19 protein-coding genes and 1 riboswitch are annotated in these 18,495 nt (G+C 62.7%); of the genes, 5 read left to right on the forward strand and 14 right to left on the reverse strand.

Features of this window, described 5'->3' with window-relative positions; translation table 11 throughout:
• Positions 1 to 17: 17 nt before the first annotated feature.
• The 7 genes from ASB58_RS02955 to ASB58_RS02985 form a co-directional block, all read right to left on the reverse strand.
• Positions 18 to 458 (reverse strand): PaaI family thioesterase, encoded by a 441-nt coding sequence (locus ASB58_RS02955; RefSeq protein ID WP_118129286.1) that lies wholly within the window; start codon positions 456 to 458, stop codon positions 18 to 20.
• A 9-nt stretch (positions 459 to 467) separates the two neighbouring features.
• Entirely contained in the window at positions 468 to 2,120 is a 1,653-nt protein-coding gene (locus tag ASB58_RS02960; RefSeq protein WP_096003499.1) for an acyl-CoA dehydrogenase family protein, read from the reverse strand.
• Positions 2,117 to 2,755 (reverse strand): TetR/AcrR family transcriptional regulator, encoded by a 639-nt coding sequence (locus ASB58_RS02965; RefSeq protein ID WP_096003500.1) that lies wholly within the window; start codon positions 2,753 to 2,755, stop codon positions 2,117 to 2,119. Before ASB58_RS02965 ends, ASB58_RS02960 begins: the two co-directional genes overlap by 4 nt.
• A gap of 94 nt (positions 2,756 to 2,849) precedes the next feature.
• The gene (locus tag ASB58_RS02970) at positions 2,850 to 3,020 is read right to left on the reverse strand and encodes a DUF2788 domain-containing protein (RefSeq protein ID WP_096003743.1); all 171 of its coding nucleotides are present in this window, start codon (positions 3,018 to 3,020) and stop codon (positions 2,850 to 2,852) included.
• Between the two features lie 84 nt (positions 3,021 to 3,104).
• Entirely contained in the window at positions 3,105 to 3,593 is a 489-nt protein-coding gene (locus ASB58_RS02975) for an Lrp/AsnC family transcriptional regulator (protein ID WP_118129287.1), read from the reverse strand.
• Positions 3,594 to 3,899: 306 nt separating this feature from the next.
• Entirely contained in the window at positions 3,900 to 4,769 is an 870-nt protein-coding gene (locus ASB58_RS02980) for a cation diffusion facilitator family transporter (RefSeq protein ID WP_328587541.1), read from the reverse strand.
• Positions 4,770 to 4,780: 11 nt separating this feature from the next.
• Positions 4,781 to 5,197: a polyribonucleotide nucleotidyltransferase gene (locus ASB58_RS02985; RefSeq protein WP_118129289.1), complete on the reverse strand. Its 417-nt coding sequence runs from the start codon at positions 5,195 to 5,197 to the stop codon at positions 4,781 to 4,783.
• Positions 5,198 to 5,314: 117 nt separating this feature from the next.
• Here ASB58_RS02985 and hrpB point away from each other — a divergent pair, with 117 nt between their 5' ends.
• From hrpB to ASB58_RS03000, 3 genes are all read left to right on the forward strand, one after another.
• On the forward strand, positions 5,315 to 7,852 hold the full coding sequence (gene hrpB / locus ASB58_RS02990) for an ATP-dependent helicase HrpB (protein ID WP_118129290.1): 2,538 nt from the start codon (positions 5,315 to 5,317) through the stop codon (positions 7,850 to 7,852).
• 71 nt (positions 7,853 to 7,923) lie between these two features.
• Positions 7,924 to 8,943 carry a methyltransferase gene (locus ASB58_RS02995; protein WP_118129291.1) on the forward strand — a complete coding sequence of 340 codons (1,020 nt, stop codon included), beginning with the start codon at positions 7,924 to 7,926 and terminating at the stop codon, positions 8,941 to 8,943.
• Between the two features lie 26 nt (positions 8,944 to 8,969).
• A riboswitch (yybP-ykoY riboswitch) is annotated at positions 8,970 to 9,154 on the forward strand.
• A gap of 25 nt (positions 9,155 to 9,179) precedes the next feature.
• Positions 9,180 to 9,752 (forward strand): TMEM165/GDT1 family protein, encoded by a 573-nt coding sequence (locus tag ASB58_RS03000; protein ID WP_118129292.1) that lies wholly within the window; start codon positions 9,180 to 9,182, stop codon positions 9,750 to 9,752.
• Positions 9,753 to 9,790: 38 nt separating this feature from the next.
• Here ASB58_RS03000 and ASB58_RS03005 read toward each other — a convergent pair whose 3' ends face one another.
• Both ASB58_RS03005 and ASB58_RS03010 read right to left on the reverse strand, forming a co-directional pair.
• Positions 9,791 to 10,732 carry a GGDEF domain-containing protein gene (locus ASB58_RS03005; RefSeq protein ID WP_118129293.1) on the reverse strand — a complete coding sequence of 314 codons (942 nt, stop codon included), beginning with the start codon at positions 10,730 to 10,732 and terminating at the stop codon, positions 9,791 to 9,793.
• 83 nt (positions 10,733 to 10,815) lie between these two features.
• The gene (locus ASB58_RS03010; protein ID WP_096003507.1) at positions 10,816 to 12,135 is read right to left on the reverse strand and encodes a beta/alpha barrel domain-containing protein; all 1,320 of its coding nucleotides are present in this window, start codon (positions 12,133 to 12,135) and stop codon (positions 10,816 to 10,818) included.
• A 214-nt stretch (positions 12,136 to 12,349) separates the two neighbouring features.
• On the opposite strand from ASB58_RS03010, the gene ASB58_RS03015 reads away from it, so the two are divergent.
• Positions 12,350 to 13,591, forward strand: a complete 1,242-nt coding sequence (locus ASB58_RS03015) for an ABC transporter substrate-binding protein (RefSeq protein WP_407920668.1) — start codon at positions 12,350 to 12,352, stop codon at positions 13,589 to 13,591.
• Positions 13,592 to 13,596: 5 nt separating this feature from the next.
• Here ASB58_RS03015 and ASB58_RS03020 read toward each other — a convergent pair whose 3' ends face one another.
• The 5 genes from ASB58_RS03020 to ASB58_RS03040 all read right to left on the reverse strand — a co-directional run bounded on the left by ASB58_RS03020 (position 13,597) and on the right by ASB58_RS03040 (position 17,694).
• Positions 13,597 to 14,688 carry an ArsA family ATPase gene (locus ASB58_RS03020; protein ID WP_328587542.1) on the reverse strand — a complete coding sequence of 364 codons (1,092 nt, stop codon included), beginning with the start codon at positions 14,686 to 14,688 and terminating at the stop codon, positions 13,597 to 13,599.
• Positions 14,631 to 14,912 carry a cory-CC-star protein gene (locus tag ASB58_RS03025; protein ID WP_096003510.1) on the reverse strand — a complete coding sequence of 94 codons (282 nt, stop codon included), beginning with the start codon at positions 14,910 to 14,912 and terminating at the stop codon, positions 14,631 to 14,633. The genes ASB58_RS03020 and ASB58_RS03025 overlap by 58 nt, the downstream gene beginning before the upstream one ends.
• On the reverse strand, positions 14,902 to 16,587 hold the full coding sequence (locus ASB58_RS03030; protein ID WP_118129296.1) for a carbon starvation CstA family protein: 1,686 nt from the start codon (positions 16,585 to 16,587) through the stop codon (positions 14,902 to 14,904). Before ASB58_RS03030 ends, ASB58_RS03025 begins: the two co-directional genes overlap by 11 nt.
• Positions 16,588 to 16,864: 277 nt before the next feature.
• Positions 16,865 to 17,458: a LysE family translocator gene (locus tag ASB58_RS03035; protein ID WP_118129297.1), complete on the reverse strand. Its 594-nt coding sequence runs from the start codon at positions 17,456 to 17,458 to the stop codon at positions 16,865 to 16,867.
• A complete protein-coding gene (locus ASB58_RS03040) occupies positions 17,458 to 17,694 on the reverse strand; it encodes a DUF1272 domain-containing protein (RefSeq protein ID WP_118129298.1) in 237 nt (78 codons plus the stop codon). The genes ASB58_RS03035 and ASB58_RS03040 overlap by 1 nt, the downstream gene beginning before the upstream one ends.
• Before the next feature lie 117 nt (positions 17,695 to 17,811).
• On the opposite strand from ASB58_RS03040, the gene ASB58_RS03045 reads away from it, so the two are divergent.
• Positions 17,812 to 18,474 carry a DsbA family oxidoreductase gene (locus ASB58_RS03045; protein WP_118129299.1) on the forward strand — a complete coding sequence of 221 codons (663 nt, stop codon included), beginning with the start codon at positions 17,812 to 17,814 and terminating at the stop codon, positions 18,472 to 18,474.
• Positions 18,475 to 18,495 lie beyond the last annotated feature (21 nt).

The raw sequence follows: 18,495 nt of genomic DNA on the forward strand, positions 1-18,495 counted from the left end.
CGAAATGGCAACAGACCCTAGGCCAGCCCATCACTTGAGACCACGGCAAGGGTGACGGTGGCCTTGCTGAACAGCCGCTTCTTACCCTCCTGTAATGCGAATACCTCGGCCTCGACGACGCTGATCTGCTTGCCCGGTTTGAGTACCTCGGCGCGGCACAGCAGGGTCTTACACAGCGCCGGGCGCAGCAGGTTGAGCTTGAACTCGACCGTCAGTGGCGCGTAGCCCTCAGGCAGCAGCGTGGCGGCGGCGGCGCCAGCGCTGTGGTCGGCAATGGTGCCTTGCACCCCAGCATGGACGAAGCCATTTTGCTGGCTGTGACGGTGGAGAATCGGCAGCTCGGTTTCGACCCAGCCGGGCCCGCAGGCAACCAGCTTGACACCCAGGTCGCTGAGAAAGGCGGCGCGGTCAAAGCCGCTGCGAACCAGTGCTTCGATCTCTTGTTGTGTTCTGTTCATGCGCATCCCTCAGAGGTTGGCCGGTGTGGAGCGGGTGACCAGCGCCGCCACATCTATGCCGCGCGGCAGTGTGCCATACGCTTGCCCGTGCTCGCCCAGGCGGCTGGCGATAAAGGCGTCGGATACCGTGCTGTTGCCTGCTTCGAGCAGCAGTTTGGCCTGCAGTGCGATGGCGACATCTTCGGTCAGTTGGCGGGCGCGGTATTGAATGTCGTCGGTGTCGGCAAAGTGCTGCTTGATGTGCTCGATGCGCTGTTTCAGCGCGCTGGAACCGTGGCCGTCACCGAGTTCGATGAACAGGGCATCAAGCACGCCCGGTTCTTTGGACAGTGCGCGCAGAACATCCAGACATTGCACGTTGCCTGAGCCTTCCCAGATCGAGTTGACCGGCGCTTCGCGGTACAGGCGCGGCAGGATGGTTTCTTCAACGTAGCCGGCACCACCCAGGCACTCCTGTGCTTCGTTGATCATGCCGGGCGCGCGTTTGCAGATCCAGTATTTGCCGATGGCGGTGACCAGGCGAGCGAACTTGTCCTCCTGCGCATCGTGGGCGTTGTCCAGCGCTCTGCCCATGCGCATGGTCAGGGCCAACGCGGCTTCGCTTTCCAACGCCAGATCGGCCAGCACGTTTTGCATCAGCGGCTGCTCGCTTAGAACCCGCGTGCCTACGGTGCGGTGCGCGCAGTGATGCGTCGCCTGGGTCAGCGCTTGGCGCATCAGCGAGCTGGAGCCGATCATGCAGTCGAAGCGGGTCAGCGAGACCATCTCGATGATGGTGGGTACGCCGCGCCCCTCCGGGCCAACCATCCAGGCCAGCGCTCCGCGGTACTCGACCTCGCTGGAGGCGTTGGCCCAGTTGCCCAACTTGTTCTTCAGGCGCTGCACGTAAAATTCGTTTCGGCTGCCGTCGGGGCGGTGGCGCGGCAGCAGGAAGCAGCTCAGGCCCTTGTCGGTCTGCGCCAGGGTGAGGAAGGCGTCGCACATTGGCGCTGAACAGAACCACTTGTGGCCGACCAGTTCATACGCCTGCCCCGGACCGCCGACACCCACCGGGTAGGCGCGGGTGGTGTTGGCGCGCACGTCGGTGCCGCCCTGTTTCTCGGTCATCGCCATGCCAATGGTGGCGCCGCTCTTCTGCTCAATCGGCAGGTTGCGCGGGTCGTACTGGCCGGACAGGATCTTCGGCAGCCAGGTCTTGGCGATGTCGGGCTGCAGGCGCAGCGCGGGGACGCAGGCAAAGCTCATGGTCATCGGGCAGCTGGTGCCTGCCTCGGCCTGGTTGTGCAGGTACATGGTGGCTGCACGGGCAACCTGTGCGCCTGGGCGCGGATCGTTCCAGGGTGCGCTGGTGATGCCGGCTTTGATGCCGGCGGCCATCAGTTCGTGATACGCCGGGTGGAAGTCGACCGTATCCACGCGGTGACCGTAGCGGTCATGGCTCTTGAATACCGGCTTGTTCTCATTAGCCAGGAAGCCCGCCTCCATCAGCGCGCCGCCTGCCAGCTGGCCGTAGGCGTTGAGCTGCATGTCGGCCCAGTCGCCCTGGTAGCGATGCACCCATTCCTGCAGTGGCAGGTCGGCGCGATACAGGTTGATGCCTTCCAGCGGTGGGACCTGATTGGTGACTTCGTGGGTTTCGGCGTACTGCTGTAACTGGCTCATGGAACCTCCTTGGCGTTGATGGCGCGCAGGCAGAAACGAACAATGGCGAGGGTAACGGCCTCCAGCGTTTCGCTGGGCAGGCCGCTCTCGCGGTCTGCTCGGGCCTGTGGTGAGAGCGGGCCGACCAGCGATTCGGCGACAGCCCCGACCACGCAGGCGGATGTCAGCGGAATGTTCTCGACCTGAAAGCTGCCGTCGGCGATGCCCTCGGCGATCAGTTCGCCGTACAGCGATGCATAGGCCTGACGGTAGTACAGACGCTGGGTCTCGACTTCTTCTTCGGCGGGTTCGGCAATCAGGGCATAGGCGAGCTGGCGGCTGTGCCAGGCGCGCGCGGCAAACTGGGTCAGGCCGTTGCGCAGGCGGTCGACCGCGCGGCCTTTGGCCTGGAACTGCTGCTTGAGGGTATCCAGCTCAAGCCGCGTGGCCTTGACGAAAACGTCGGCAGCCAGCTCGCCCTTGCCGGAGAAATGCCGGTACAGGCTGCCGGTGGCCACACCGGCGTTGCGCGCCAGCGTACTCATGGTCAGCGAGCTGAATCCACCCTCGGCGACCTGCTGTACGGCGCAGTCGAGGATGTGTTCGCGTAGCGCTTGATCGCGCTCGATGCGGCTGGCGGTGGTGCGGTAGGCCATGTTCTGAATCCTGGTTCACTTCTTTGAGTGCTAGTGAATCAGGATTCAGACGTTGGAGCAGCGGGGAAAACAGCCAGAAAAGCGGCTGAATTGGTCAGTGTTCGACCACCATGATCAACACTTCCTTGACGATGAAGGCGGCCACACCCAGGCCCAGCGCAAAGAACAGCACGGCGGTACCGTAGCGGCCGGCCTTGGACTGCTTGGCCAGATCCCAGACGATGAAACCCATAAAGGCAACCAGCCCGAAAATCATCAGGGGCATGGCAATGGCTTCGAACTGTTCGTAATTCACAGGCGACTCCGGCGCAAAAGTGGGGCGCCAGTATAGCGGTGTCGCACCGATAAATCAGCGCTTGCTCAAATGCGTCAGCGGCAGCTCCGTACTGGCAATGATCTGATGAAGCACGAAGCTGGAGCGCACGCTGGAGACGCCTTCAATGCGCGTCAGCGTGCCCAGCAGCAGTTGCTGATAGTGCTCCATGTCCGGCACCACCACGCGCAGGTGGTAGTCGGCGTCCATGCCGGTGACCAGGCAGCAGTCGAGGACCTCGGGGCACTGAGCAATCACCTTTTCAAAGCCGGCGAAGCGCTCCGGGGTGTGACGGTCCATGCCGATCATGACAAAGGCGGTCAGCTTGAGACCCAGCTTGGCAGGATCGAGCAGGGCCACCTGGCGGCGGATCAGGCCGCTTTCTTCCAGTTGCTTGACCCGGCGCGAGCAGGGCGAGGGGGACAGGCCGATGCGTTCGGCCAGCTCCTGATTGCTGATGCGGGCGTCGTGTTGCAGGGCGGCGAGGATCTTCAGGTCGTAGCGATCAAGGTTGAGAGAATTCATAGGTTTTAACCGATTGCTGGTGTTGTCTGATTTTTAGGTTTTTATTGCGCCATTGGCAAGCATTTGTGCAAAAAGAGGGAATTAATGTCCGGGCTGTCGCGATACCATGTTCAACAGATTCAGCCAGAGCCGGTCGTCCAGATCGCTGCGTCCACAAGGCGAAGCGAAGCCAGAACATCCAGAAGATGTGCGGCAAACCGGTTACCCAGCCCACAAGGCACGGGAGCAAAGGCATCATCCCAAGAGGATGGAAGGGGACGTAAAAAGGCGAGCTGCCCTGCAGGCAGCTCGCCTTTTTTTATGCGCTCAGGCCGGGTCCTTGTGGACCAGTACGTCGGCCTGCGGGTAGCGCGCCATGATCGCCAGCCGGGCTTGCTCGCCCCGTTCGTGGGCCTCAGCCAGGGTGAGCGTGGCCGGCAGCTCAAGATGCAGCTGCATAAACCAATGTTGCCCGGACTGACGGGTGCGCAGGTCATGCACGTCGATGACGTCGGGTACGGCGCGGGCGATGCGCAGGGCCTCGGCACGCACGTCGTCAGGCAGTTCATGGTCCATCAGAATCTGAATGGCATCCAGCCCGATGCGCACGGCGCCGTAGCCGATGAACAATGCTATACCCAGACCGAACAGCGCATCTGCCTGCTGAATGCCGAACTGGGCGAGCAGCAGCGCGATGATGATGCTGAGGTTGAGCAGCAGGTCGGAGCGGTAATGCAGGGCGTCGGCGCCGACGGCGGTGGACTGGGTCCGGGCGATAACGTGTTTCTGGATCATCAGCAGGCCGAGCGTAGCGGCGATAGAGAACACCATCACAGCCACACCGGCCCAGGCGGTATCCAGCGGCTCGGGATTCAGCAGGCGGTTGATGCCCTGCAGCAGCACCAGCACCGCTGACCCGGTGATAAAGGCAGACTGCGCCAGCCCAGCCAGCGCCTCTGCCTTGCCGTGGCCAAAGCGGTGTTCCTTGTCAGCGGGCTTCAGGGCGTAGCCAACGGCAAACAGGTTGATGATCGACGCGGCTGCGTCCATCAGCGAGTCGATCAGGCCAGCCAGCAGGCTGACCGAGCCGGTGCTCATCCAGACCGTGGCCTTTAGCGCGATCAGCAGCAGCGCAACGGCGACCGAGGCGCGGGTCGCCAGCCGCAGCAGCCGGGCGCGCTCCTCGCTGGTGGCCAGCGGTGAACTCATCAGCCGCGGCCAGTGTGTTGCAGCAGGGCCAGTTGGCTGAGTGATTCGGCTTTGATCTGGGTCGCTTCGGCGAGCGGCAGATCCTGTCCCAGCTGCTGCTTGAGAATCTGCTGCAGCATGGCGGTATCGACCTGGCCGTCGGCGTCGACTGCCTGCTGCAGGGTCTCCGGGGCAACGCTGTATTTACCATTCGGCAGGTAGATGGCACCGGTTGCGAAGTCGACGCCAAAGGCGATCAGGCCCGGGATGATGTAGATCAGCAGGCCGATGCCATTGAGGATGGCGACGCCTGGGTCAATCTGGCTGCTGATCTGGCCTCGCCGTTCGGGGTAAAAAATCGAACCGCAGGCGCTGAGTTGGGTGATAAGGCTGCCGCACAGCACGATGGCGGCCAGAGGTTTGAGTCGGGTTTTCACGCGAGGCGCTCACAGCAGAGGGTTGACTGGAAATCGGCTTTAGCATAGCCGGCGGCCTGCGTGACGGGAAGCCTCCGGCCGCTATAATGCGGGCTCATTTCAGTCAGTCCAGGCCCCATGAACGACCTGCCCGTTTCCCAGATACTGCCCGAGCTTCAACAGACCTTCAGTGCGCATCACTCGGTGGTGCTGCAGGCACCGCCTGGTGCGGGCAAAACCACCTTGGTGCCGTTGGCATTGCTGAGGTGCGATTGGCTGGCCGGGCAGAAGATCATCATGCTCGAGCCGCGACGGTTGGCGGCGCGAGCGGCTGCCGAGCGCCTGGCCGAGTTGCTGGGTGAGCCGGTTGGGCAAACGGTCGGTTATCGCATTCGGCTGGAGAGCAAGGTCAGCGCAGCGACGCGCATCGAGGTGGTTACCGAGGGCATATTGCAGCGTCTGCTGCAGGACGATCCGGAGCTGCCGGGTGTCGGCGTGGTGATTTTCGATGAGTTTCACGAGCGGAGTTTGGATGCGGATCTGGGGCTGGCGCTGTGCGTGCAGACCCAGCAGTACCTGCGCGATGATCCACCGCTGCGATTGCTGGTCATGTCGGCAACGCTGGATACCGAGGGTGTCAGCAGCTTGCTGGATGATGCGCCGATCATCACCAGCGAAGGGCGTCAGTACCCGGTGGATATACGCTATGGCGCGCCGGCGACGTTGGGTCGGGCAAATGATGCCGAGGTCGTTCAGACCGTGCTGCGCGCAGTGGATGAGGAGGCGGGTAGCGTGCTGGTGTTCTTGCCGGGCATGGCCGAGATCCGCCGGGTGCTGGCGCGCCTGGAAGAGGCCTTGGGCGACCAGCCGAAGGTGCTGCTGACTCCATTGTATGGTGATCTCGATCTGACCGCGCAGCGCCGTGCAATTGCGCCAGCGCCGGAGGGTGCGCGCAAGATCGTGCTGGCGACCGCCATTGCCGAGACCAGCCTGACTATTGAAGGCATCAGGGTGGTGGTGGATGCCGGCCTGTCACGCGAGGCCGCTTTTGATCCGCTGTCGGGCATGAGTGCCCTGCAGACCCGCCGGGTATCCCGCGCAGCGGCGGAGCAGCGCGCTGGCCGTGCGGGGCGGCTGGAGCCCGGTGTCTGCTATCGGTTGTGGTCGGCGCAGCAGCATGAGCAGTTGGCTGCGCAGCGCGACGCCGAAATGCTGCAGGCCGATCTCGCACCGCTGGCATTGCAACTGGCTCAGTGGGGTATTCAAGAGCCCAGTGAACTGGTCTGGCTCGACCCGCCGCCTGCCGCTGCGTTGCAGCAGGGTAGGGAGCTGCTGGAGCGATTGGGCGCCTTGGTGCGCGATGGCGCCCACTGGCAATTGACCGAGCATGGCCGCGTCCTGGCGGGCTTGCCAATGCACCCGAGGCTGGCGCATATGCTGGTCGAGGGGCAGCGCCTTGGGCTGGGCGAATTGGCGGCGCGTATCGCAGCGGTAGTCGATGAACGCGATCTGCTGCGCCGCGCCGACAACGCTGATCTTGGTACCCGACTTGGCCTGTTTGACGACCCGCGCGGGGCCGATGTCGATCGTGGCGCGCTGCAGCGTGCCAAACGACTGGTAGAGCAATGGAAGCGCATGCTAAGCCGCCTGCCGTGTACCGACCCGGTCAGCGATCCGCAGAGTGATGACTGGCATGGCGTGCTGCTGGCGCTGGCCTACCCGGATCGTATTGCCCAGCGCCGTGGTGCGGCGGGTTCAGACTACCGTCTGGCCAATCGCCGCTCGGCCGGCTTTGTCGACGTCGATCGCCTGCAGCAGTGCGAGTGGCTGGCCGTGGCGGCGTTGGGTGGGCAGGGTGGTCAGCGCCAGGCGCGCATATTCATGGCCGCCGAGCTGAACGTTGAGCGTCTGCTGGCGGTGGAACCAAGCATGCTGGCGACGCGTGACACATTGGAGTGGGACAGCCGCAGCGAGACCCTGATGGCCGAACGGCAAGAGCGGATCGGCGAGCTGGTCTGGCGTCGTAAAGCCCTGCCGAACGTGGCGCCGGAGCAGCGTCAACGCGCGCTCTGTGAGGTGGTGCGACGTCAGGGCATCAACCTGCTGCCGTGGAAGCCGGAGCAGCGTCAGTGGCAGGCGCGGGTCATGTTGCTGCGCGAGCTGGATCTTGCGCAAGCTGCGGACAGCCGCTGGCCGGACCTGTCGGACGAGGCCCTGCTCGCCAGCCTGGAAGACTGGCTGGCGCCTTATCTGGACAAGGTCACCCGGCTCGCCCACTTCGCCAATCTGGAGCTGGGCAACATCCTCGCCGGACTGCTGCCCTGGCCGCTGCCCAAAGAGCTGGACGAACAGGCGCCGACCCACTGGACAGTGCCGACCGGCTCGCGCATTCGCATCGATTACAGCGAGACGCCGCCGGTACTCGCTGTGCGTCTGCAGGAAATGTTTGGCAGTGCCGATACGCCGCGCATCGCGGGAGGTCGGCAGGCGCTCAAGCTGCATCTGCTCTCGCCGGCCCAGCGTCCGGTGCAGGTTACTCAGGATCTGGCCGGGTTCTGGCAGGGCAGTTATGCCGAGGTAAAAAAGGACATGAAGGGGCGTTATCCCAAGCATTATTGGCCGGATGACCCGCTGCAGGCCGAACCCACCCGCCGCGCCAAGCCGCGTGGCACCTGACTGAGTTGATCTGTGCTTCCCTGGATCAGCACATCCCTTACAATGCGCCCCTTTGATCAGTGGAGAGCCCGATGGACAACACCAGCCAGATTCTTGAGCGCAGCGCCGAGCTGTTCAGCGGTCAGCGACTACTGCTGGTCAATCCCGCGGCCGATGGTCTGACGCGCAGCCTGGCGGCAGACTGGACGGTGTGGAGCTGGGATTATGCGTCCAGTCGCGGCCCGGCCGGTGCGCTGCCGGAGGATCGCCTGGTGTTCTCGCATCTGTGTCCGCAGGTCGATGATCTGGATGCGGCAATTCTGGTCATGCCCAAGGCGATCGAGCGCGCGGAGTATGCGCTGGCGCAGATGGTGCCGTTGCTGGCGCAGGGCAAGGCGGTGTATCTGGTCGGTGAGAAGAAGGGCGGCATCACCCGCGCGGAGAAGCTGCTGGGGCGCTACGGAGCGCAGCCTGAAAAGCTGGACTCGGCGCGTCACTGTCAGCTCTGGCGGGTGGTGGTCGATCAGCCGGTCGCACCGTTCCAGCTGGAAGACTGGCTGCAGCGCTACGAACTGAGTATTGATGATCAGCCGCTGCAACTGGTCAGCCTGCCCGGCGTGTTCAGTCATGGTCGGCTGGACGAGGGAAGTGAGCTGCTGCTGGCCGAGCAGCGTGCGCTGCCTGAAGGGCGCGTGCTCGACTTTGGCTGTGGCTCCGGCGTGCTATCGATTGTCATGGCGCGGCGTAATTCGGGCTGCCGCTTCGAGCTGGTGGATATCGATGCGCTGGCAATTTACTGCGCAGGTCAGTCTCTGGCGCTCAACGGCATCGAGGCAGAGGTTTATCCCTCGGATGGGTTGAGCGACGTGCACGGCCGTTTTGTGGCCGTGATCAGCAATCCGCCGTTCCACACCGGCATCCGCCAGGACACCAGCATTGCCGAGCGCTTCTTTAATCAGGTCACGCGTAATTTGCTGCCGCGCGGCGAGTTACGCATCGTTGCCAACGGCTTTTTGCGCTATCCACCGCTGATTGAACAGCACATCGGACCGTGTCACGTGCTGCGCGAGAATAACCGCTTCAAGGTTTACTCAGCGGTCGCACCGGGTTGATTCGGCTTGCCGTTGCCGTTATATTTGCGTCCGTCTTAGGGGAGTAGTCTCTCCGCAAGCGCCTGCTTGCACTGGCAAACGTCAACATAATTGATCCGCAGATCATGGCGTTTGCGACCCTCCACCGCCCTGCGCGGTACCGGGTTTGACGAGACCTTTGACACGCGACCACCAGCCGAGGGCGGGGGTAGTCGTGTGTCAATGGAATCGTAATCCCGCCCTCTTCTGGAACCTCCGTGGAAGCTTTTTTCGTATCAAGCGGGATTGTCACGCTGGCTGAGATCGGCGACAAAACCCAACTGCTGGCGTTGCTGCTGGCTGCCCGTTTTCGCCGTCCGTGGCCGATCATCTGGGGCATTCTGGTTGCGACTGTGGTCAATCACGCGATGGCTGGCGCCATCGGTCAGCTGGTTGCCGATTACCTCAATGACACTTGGCAGCACGCGATCCTTGCCGTTTCCTTCCTGGCGGTTGCTGCCTGGACGCTGATTCCGGACAAACTGGACGAAGACGAAGCGCCGCCGGTCGGACGTTACGGCGCCTTCGTGGCAACCGTGATTGCGTTTTTCCTGGCTGAAATGGGTGACAAGACGCAGATTGCGACCGTGGTACTGGCGGCGCAATTTGATGCTTACGTCTGGGTTGTTCTGGGGACAACGGTCGGCATGCTGCTGGCCAACGTACCGGTGGTGATCTTGGGCAATGTGGCTGCCGAGCGTCTGCCGCTGACGCTGATCCGCCGTGTTACTGCCTTTGCCTTCCTGCTGCTGGGGCTGTATTCGCTCTGGTTGCTGCTGGCTGGCAGCTAGCAGCCAGCGTTGTGCCGCCCAGCAGCACGCCCGCATGATCAGCCGTTGTTGATCATGCGGTCGCGGCCCTGTTGCTTGGCCTGATAAAGGCTGCGGTCGACCTTGTCCAGAAAGGCCCGCGGGTCGTCCCGCTGGCTCGGGGTAATGGTGCCGATACCCATGCTGATGGTCAGAAGCTGGCTGACCGGTGAGTTGGCGTGAGTGATCTGCTCCTTGAACAGCAGTGCCCGGCAACGCTCGGCCACACGCTCGGCGGCGCTGGCGTCGGTTTCCGGCAGCACCAGAATAAACTCCTCTCCGCCGTAGCGGGCGAAAAAGTCTCTGGCCCGGGCCGCCGCGCCGCTGAGTACCTTGGCAACCCGCTTTAGGCAGTCGTCACCGGCAATGTGGCCATAATGATCGTTGTACTGTTTGAAGTAGTCGATATCCAGCAGGATCAGTGAAAGCGGTTGGCCGTTGCGACGCGCGTTGGTCCATTCCAGCTGCAAAATGGAGTCGAACATGCGCCGGTTGGCGACGCCGGTCAGGCCGTCCTTGAACGAGAGTTCTTCGAGCTCTCGTTGCAGAGCCTTGAGCTTCTCTTCGGTTTTCTTGCGCTCGCTGATGTCGAACATAAAGCCGATCAGCGCTTCTACCTCGCCGTTTTCGTCCCGCGCCACATGCACCACATCGCGAATCCAGACATAGTCTCCATCGGCAGTCAGGGCGCGGTAGTCCGCCTCGTGGTCGGTGCCGGATTGTGACTGCGATACGCAAAAGTTGACCACCCACTCGCGGTCTTCCGGGTGCATGCGGGTGGCCCAGTCGTCCACGCTCAGCCAGCTGTCCTGCCGCCAGCCCAGCAGGTGCTCGATCTGCGGGCCAATGTAGGTGAAAGCCATGGTCTTCCAGTCGATCTTCCACGGAATGGCCTTGGTCGATTCCAGCAGGGTCTTGTATACCGCGCTGTCATGGGCAATTTCGGTGGCGATGTCGGTCATGGTCACATCTCTTCTGGCGGATGGTGTCAATCTGTCACGGATAAACGTTAGCAGGCTTCATGCCAAGTGGCCATTATGGTTGTTCACTGTGGCGATTGTGTGTCCGTGAGGCTGTGTACCGCGCGCTGGTACAGTGCCATCAGCTGCTCTGGTTGATCATAGACAATGCGTTCGCCGGCGCGCAGTTCGCGGCGCATCAGCCGAATCATCTGCTCCAGAACGGGTTGCCCGAAGTTGCTCGCTGGCTCGCCGGTGACCTCCGCGAGGCGTCCGGCAATGACAGCTGCATCGCTGACAACCGGGCAGATGCGGTAGCGATAGGTGCCGCCGATGGCCTCGGGTATCAGGTCCATAAAGCGGTCTGGTCGTTGGCGGAAAAAGCTCAGCGGCAAGCGATAGGCGTTGTGGCCGAGAATCGGCAGATCGTCCGGTACTGCCTCTTCCTCGTCCAGCACCTGCAGGCCGGTGGCCAGCGGCAACAGTTGATCGAGTTGATAGTTCTGGGCCATGTGCGGGTTGCCAACCCGCACCAGGTTGGCGATCAGCTCCCCGAGCGAGGCGTGGCCAATGATGGCAGCGCGCTTGGGCAGGCCGCCCCAGGCGCCGTCGGCGCCATTGAGCAGGGCCTCCAGCACCGAGGCGTTCTCGAACCCGCCGCCAGCATGCATGTGCACCAGCAGCTTGAGTGGGCTGGGCAGGCAGCTGCGCGCCACGGCGACAAAGGCGCCGACCTGAAAGGGCAGGTAGGTGCCGCGATCATCTTCCATGCTCAGGCCAAAAATCGGCTGCTGGGCCAGCAACTGAAGAATCTCGATCGTCTCGCTCGGGTTGTCGGCAAAGGCGTCACAGCCGTCGACGACGTTGATCAGAATCTTGGGAGCGCCGCCGTGATCGCCGCGAATGTTCTGTTGCAGCCAGGCGATGCTGGCCGGCAGGCTGCGCCGCAGGGTGGCGAAGTCATACTGGCCGCTCATGCCGTCCTGGCTCAGGTAAATTTCGTGCAGGGTATTGGGGACGCCATAGTCACGCAGCTTGAGCATGGAAGGAGAGGGCGTGAACTCGCCCGCGTCGTTGACCAGGCCGATATCGGTGAAGGCGTAGCAGCCGGTCATGTCGATCTGATGGTCACGCAGGTACATCATGAAGTCGTCGTCGACCTCCAGCTCATCGGGCATGGAGTAGTCGAGGGTGCCCAGCAGGATGCTGTCGAACCCGAATTCACGCACCTTGGGCAGAATGGCCAGCTTGTCCTGCAGGGTTTGGCCAACGCGCGCACCAACCGGGTTTTCGCGCAGGGACAGGTCAATAAAGAACGGGTTGATGTTGCGCAGTTGATCGATCTTGGCCTGCGCCCCAGCGAGAATCGCATGGGCGTTGCTGAGAGTGTCGTCGATTGTCGACATCGGCATTACCTTCCGTGGTGTGTCAGCTCCTGTGTATAGCACTGACAGGTCGGCCTTGCCACCGCATCTGGTCGCCAACTGCGACCAAAGCACACTGCAGGTTGTCATCTTGCTGTGTTACCTATGATGTAGATCAGCACGCTGACCGTATCCAAAACCCATAATTCGTGCTGCCGATTCAAGGATGTCTGTCATGAGCCCGTTTATTGCCCGTTTGTCGCGTTGCCTGCTGCCAACCCTGCTGTTTGGCTGGAGTTCACTGGCCTTTGCAGCTGACCCCATTTATCTCGGTTTGAACCTGCCTCGCACCGGACAATATGCCCAGGAGGGCCTGATGCAGATGCGTGGGGCGCTGTTGGCAGTGGACGAGCTCAATCAGGCGGGGGGCGTGCTGGGCCGGCCGTTGCAGCTACTGGAGCGTGACTCGGCCTCCAATCCCGAGCGTGCACGCCGCAACGTGGACGAACTGGCCAACGAAGGCGCCCGCATGCTGTTTGGTGGCGCCTCCAGTGCGGTGGCGATTGCGGCGGGACAGCGTGCTCGTGAGCGCGGGCTGCTCTACTTCGGCACCCTGACCTACTCCAACGACACCACCGGCGCGGCCGGACATCGCTATATGTTCCGCGAGAGCTACAACGCCTGGATGGCGGCGCGGGTGCTGTCAGCCCAGTTGCAGAAGCAGTTCGCCGGCAAGCGCTATTACTACGTGACCGCCGATTACACTTGGGGGCACAGCACCGAGCAGTCGATGCGGCACTTTACTGATACCACCTCGACCGAGACGCACGGCGCGACGCTGGTGCCTTTCCCGAATGCGTCGTTGCGTGAAATGCGCGAGTCGCTGCAAAAAGCCAAGGATGCCGATCCCGAGGTACTGGTGCTGGTGCTGTTTGGCGAGCAGATGGTCAAGGCGATGAGCATTGTCCGGCAGCTGCGTTTCGATGATGTCCAGGTGGTGGTGCCCAACCTGACCCTGAGCATGGTCGAGCAGGCCGGTCCCGCGGTCATGGCGGGGGTGATGGGCGCGGTGCCCTGGGCCTGGAATGTGCCGGCGCAATTTGGCTATGCGCGGGGTGAGGAGTTTGTCGGTGACTTTGTCGAGCGCTATGAAACCTACCCGTCCAGCTCGGCCGCGTCAGCCTACAGCATCGTCTATCAGTGGGCCGATGCGGTCACCCGCACAGGCTCACTGGACAGCGAAACGCTGATTCGTGCGCTGGAAGGGCACAGCTATGAATTGCTGAAAGATACCCAGACCTGGCGGACATTTGATCACCAGAACCTGCAGACGGTGTACGCGGTGCGTATCAAACCGCGTGCCGAGGTGATGGCTGACCCGCTGCATCAGGACTATTTCGAGATCCTGGACTCATTGGCAGGTGAGCAGGCTGCCCAGACGCTGGAGCAATGGCAGACGGTACGTCGTGAGGCCGGGCAACCGCTGACCTTGCAATAACGGCGTCAGAAGCCCTGCCTGGCGAGCAGCGCTGCGACCTGCTCCAGCGCAGGGATGTCCTGCACATCGGTCTCCAGCCACGGCAACTGGGGGCGCGGCAGCGCAGCGAAGGCCTGTTCGATCTGCCGCAGGTACTGCGCTTCCTGATCGCGCCTCCGGCGCAGAAAATCGCCGTCGGCGTCGCCGGGAATGACCCGGTTGACCAGGGTCGCGACGACCGGAATGCCTGCTTCGCTGAGTGCGCTGACCGCGCGTTCGGTTTCTAGAATCGGCAGGCGCTCGGGTGTCAGCACAAAGAGAAAGCCGCTCTGTACCGGATCTTCCAGCTGACGCCGGGCCTGGTGAAATAGCCGGCGGCGCTTGCGCAGGGTGTCGGCTATGTCGCGACTGCGGCGGTCCAGTCCACTGAGCTGATCCTCGTTGGGGTCGGCCAGCGGATTGGCCAGATCGCGCCCACTGCGTGGCGTCAGGTGCTGCAATACCTTGCTCAGCTCGGCAGACTTGCGGTTGTGACTGAGCAGGCCGTCGGTCCAGGCTGCCATGGCTTCGGGCAGCGTCAGCAGGCGCAGGGTGTGGCCGGTGGGCGCGGTATCAAAGATGATCAGGTCGTAGTCATCCGGAGGCGCCGTCAGCAGCCGCGCGATGCGCTCGAGCAGCGCTGCTTCCTGGGTGCCGGGTGAATGCCGGGTCAGCTGCATCTGGCGCTTCAGCTCCTGCAACATTTCCGGCGCGGCCAGTTTGCGCATGTGTTCGATGACCCGCGCCAGATGAGCGTCCACCTCGGCGTTCGGATCAATTTCCATGGCATCCAGGTTGGGCAGCAGACGGCGGGGATGGTCGTCGAGCGGCCGGGCAAACACATCACCCAGGCTGTGGGCCGGGTCGGTGGAAACCACCAGGCAGCGCTTGCCGCGCTGGGCGGCCAGCACGGCGAGGGCGGCCGACACGGTGGTCTTGCCCACACCGCCCTTGCCGCCGACCCAGATCAGGCGGCGCTCGAGCAGATTGGAAAGGTTGGCTGAAATAAAAGGTCTCCCGTTCAGCAGCAGCGGAAATGATCCAGTGGCGAGTGTTCCATGCCCATGCGTCGATGCCAGTCATGAAAGCGCTCAAGCAGCAGCGGCTGTAGCTCCAGCGTGTAGTAGGCGGCGGGGTTGGGCACGCCCATCATTTCGCTGAACACCAGCAGCATGAACAGGTCATCGTGGTCACGACGGCTGCGGGCAATGGCGCCGCGATAGCGCGCGCTGTAGCTCTCCTCCAGGAAGAAACGGGCCTGGCTCAGCCAGGCCCGCCAACTGTCACTGCGTTTAGTCGGCATCAGGCTGCTCCGTAGCCGCCAGGGCGCGATGGCGCTTGAGCGCTGCGGCGCATTCCAGCGCTACCAGAATCGCCGCCACCAGTACCACGATATCCAGCCCCAGCAGGAAGTAGTTCTCCTGTTCGAAGAAGGTCTTGAGCTGCAGCACCAGAGCCAGCACGGTCATCAGCAGCAGGAAGCACAACGGCAGCAGGGTAAACCACATGGGGCGGCGCATGTGCACCAGCATGACGGTGATTACCAGCAGGGTCAGGCCGGCCAGCAGCTGGTTGGTGGTGCCGAACAATGGCCAGATGATCATACCGCCGGAGCCGTCTGCACCGCCGGCACCAAAGGCCAGCAGCAGGCAGGTGCCGATGGCCAGCAAGGTAGCCGGCAGCGGCTTTTTCATCCATGGCTGGTTATAGATTTCGCCCCATTCCTGGAAGATGTAACGCTGCAGGCGCAGGCCCGTGTCCATGGTGGTGCCGGCGAACAGCGCGGCCATCACGGTCAGCAGGGTCGCTGCTGTGACCTGCGGCAGGCCCAGGCCGTTGTGGATCACGTAGGCGCCGCCTTCAACGAAAGCCGTTACACCGCCTTGGCCAAAGGCCGAGTACATGGCTTTCCAGTCCGTCAGGCTGGCAAAGCCGGCACAGGCGACCAGAATCGCTGCCAGTGACAGACAGCCTTCGCCGATGGCGCCGAAGTAACCGACAAAGCGGGCGTCGGTTTCCTTGTTGAGCTGTTTGGAGGTGGTACCGGAGGCGACCAGTCCGTGGAAGCCGGAAATGGCCCCGCAGGCAATGGTCACGAACAGCAGGGGCAGCAGCGACGGGGTGCCGGCGGGCACATCGTTGTTGATCATCGGGGCTACCAGCACCGGATTGAGCAGGGCGATGGCACCATAGAGAATCAGCAGGCCAACAAACAGCTGCAGTCCGTTGATGTAGTCACGCGGCTGCAGCAGCATCCACACCGGCAGGACCGACGCGATACCGGCATACAAAAACAGCAGCAGAATCCACACCGCGTTGCCGGACATGCCCGCTACCTCGGCGGGCATCTGAATCGGCACGCTGGGGCCGGCCCAGATCAGTGCATACAGCGCCACCACACCAATCACCGATACCACCGGCAGGCTGACGATGCGGCGATAAATTAGCTGGCCGACGATCAGGGCGACGACGATAGCACCCCACACCGGCAGCACCGCAGTGGGGAAGTTCATCATCAGCTTGGCGATCACCACAGCGAATACGGCGTTGACCATCAGCAGTACCAGGAAGATGACGATCATGAAAATGCTGCGGGCGCGCTTGCCGACCACGTCGCCGGTCAGCGAGCCGACCGATTTTGCCTTGTTGCGCACACTGGCCCAGATCGCGCCCATGTCGTGCACGCCAGCGAAAAAGATGGTGCCCATGACCACCCAGAGAAAGGCGGGCAACCAGCCCCAGATAACGGCAATGGCCGGGCCCACAATGGGCGCAGCGCCGGCAACCGAGGTGAAATGGTGGCCCCAGAGAACGAAGCGGTTGGTGGGGACGAAGTCGATGCCGTCTTCAAATTCGTGCGCCGGAGTACGAAAGTCCGGGTCGAGGCGGTAAATACGCTGGGCGATAAAGCGTGAGTAAATGAGGTACCCGAGGGACATCAATACCAGCCCGATCAGCAGAAGGATCGCTGCGCTCATGGGGTGGGGCTCCTGTGCGGTTGGGTCTTGTTTTAAGGGGATGCCTTTGTCTCAGGCAAGCCACTTACGACTATAGTTCAGCGTGGCGGCAGGCGTTTTACGACTAATGTCTAGGCTAGAGTCTGTTGCCGTTTCGCTCACTCGCTTACCGGCGGCCCTTTTTCGGCCATGCTGCGTTGCCGGTCGCTTGTGGTGGAATGACCACGCCACGTTTTTCGCTCCTTGATTGGCGGCTTTACAGGCAGCAACAGACGGGAGAGCGAAACGGCAACAGACCCTAGCGACTGGCAAGCCACAGGCCGCAGCCAATCATCAAACCGCCCCCAAGCTTGCGGGCGGCAGGCTGCTCAAGCGGGCTGGACAGTCGGCTACCGAGCAGCGCATACGTCCCCTTGACCAGCAGCAGCGCGGCTGCGGTGGTGCCCAGCACCTGCAGGCATAACAGCGGTGTCAGTGGGGCGGCCACAAAGAGCGGGAAGAAACTGGCATAAAACACCAACGCCTTGATATCACCGAGGGTCAACATCAGCCCGGCCAGCAGGCTGGTGCCCCAGCTGCCTGCAGCGCCAGAGGGTGGGCGGGTTGTCGGCTGCCTGAACCAGAGCGTCCAACCAAACCAGACCAGATAGGCCGCAGCCAGCCAGCGCAATAGTTGGAACAGGGAGCCCAGGCTTTCCATTGCTGCCTGCCAGCCGGCCAGCGCCAGTGCGGCCAACAGCAGATCTGCCAGCGTAATGCCCGCTGCGGCGGCCAGGCCATGGCCGATGCCCCGCTCGGCACTGCGCACGACGACCAGGGCAACGCTGCTGCTGGGCAGCAGTGCGAGGGCGATCAGGGCCAGAAACAGTGACAGCAGGGCCGCCAGGCTCATCAGCTGTCATGCGCCTTGAGTACCCGCTCGCGACTGGCGGGGTAGCGCTGCAGTAGCGATGCTGGTCGGACGGGCCGGGCGACAAGATTGCCGCCGCAGTTGGGGCAGCGTCCGCCAAAGCGCTGTGCTGCGCAGGTCTGGCAAAAGGTGCATTCAAAACTGCAGATCAGGGCGTTGCTGGCATCGGCTGGCAGGTCGGTGTCGCAGCACTCGCAGTTGGGGCGTAGTTGCAGCATGGGGCGGATTCCGGTAACGGGCTTATTCGCTGTTATAGCAGTGGCTGATGCGCGGTGAAAGCTGGCTGGCAAGGGTGTACGCTGAGTACTGACTTTTTTCCTGATGTGAGCAAGCCCATGCAAAGCCTGACCATTGATATCGTTTCCGACATTGCCTGCCCCTGGTGCGCCATCGGCTATGCGCGCCTGGAGCAGGCGTTGACCACGCTCAAGGGTGAGATCGATGGGCAGGTCGAGTGGCATGCCTTTGAACTCAACCCTGACCCGAATCAGCAGCCGATGCCCATCGTCGAGGCACTGTCACGTAAATACGGCCGTACCGAAGCCGAGATGCGGGCGGCGCAGGACAACATGATCCGTATCGCCACCGATCTGGGGCTGAATTTTACCCATATGCAGGAACGCAGCACCGCCAACACCTTTGATGGACACCGGCTGGTCAAATGGGCGGCCGAGCATGGTCGGCAGACGGCGATGAAGCAGGCCCTGTTTGACGCTTACTTTGGCGAAGCGAAAGACGTCAGCGATAAAGGCGTCTTGCTGGAGGCGGTGCGCGCGGCCGGTTTGGACGCAGCCGAGGCCGAGCAGGTGCTGGACACTGACCGCTTTGCCGACATCGTGCGCGCCGATGAGGCCAAGTGGCAGCAAGCCGGTATCTCGTCCGTGCCGGCCTTTGTGATCAATGGCCGTTATTTGATCTCGGGTGCGCAGGAGCCGGACTATCTGGTGCAGTCGTTGCGCGAGATTGTCCGGCAAGATGCCGAGGGTGCGCCGGCCTAGGTGACCGGCAGCCTGAACGCC

It is taken from the genome of Pseudomonas abyssi, assembly GCF_003444685.1.
Classification (GTDB): domain Bacteria; phylum Pseudomonadota; class Gammaproteobacteria; order Pseudomonadales; family Pseudomonadaceae; genus Halopseudomonas; species Halopseudomonas abyssi.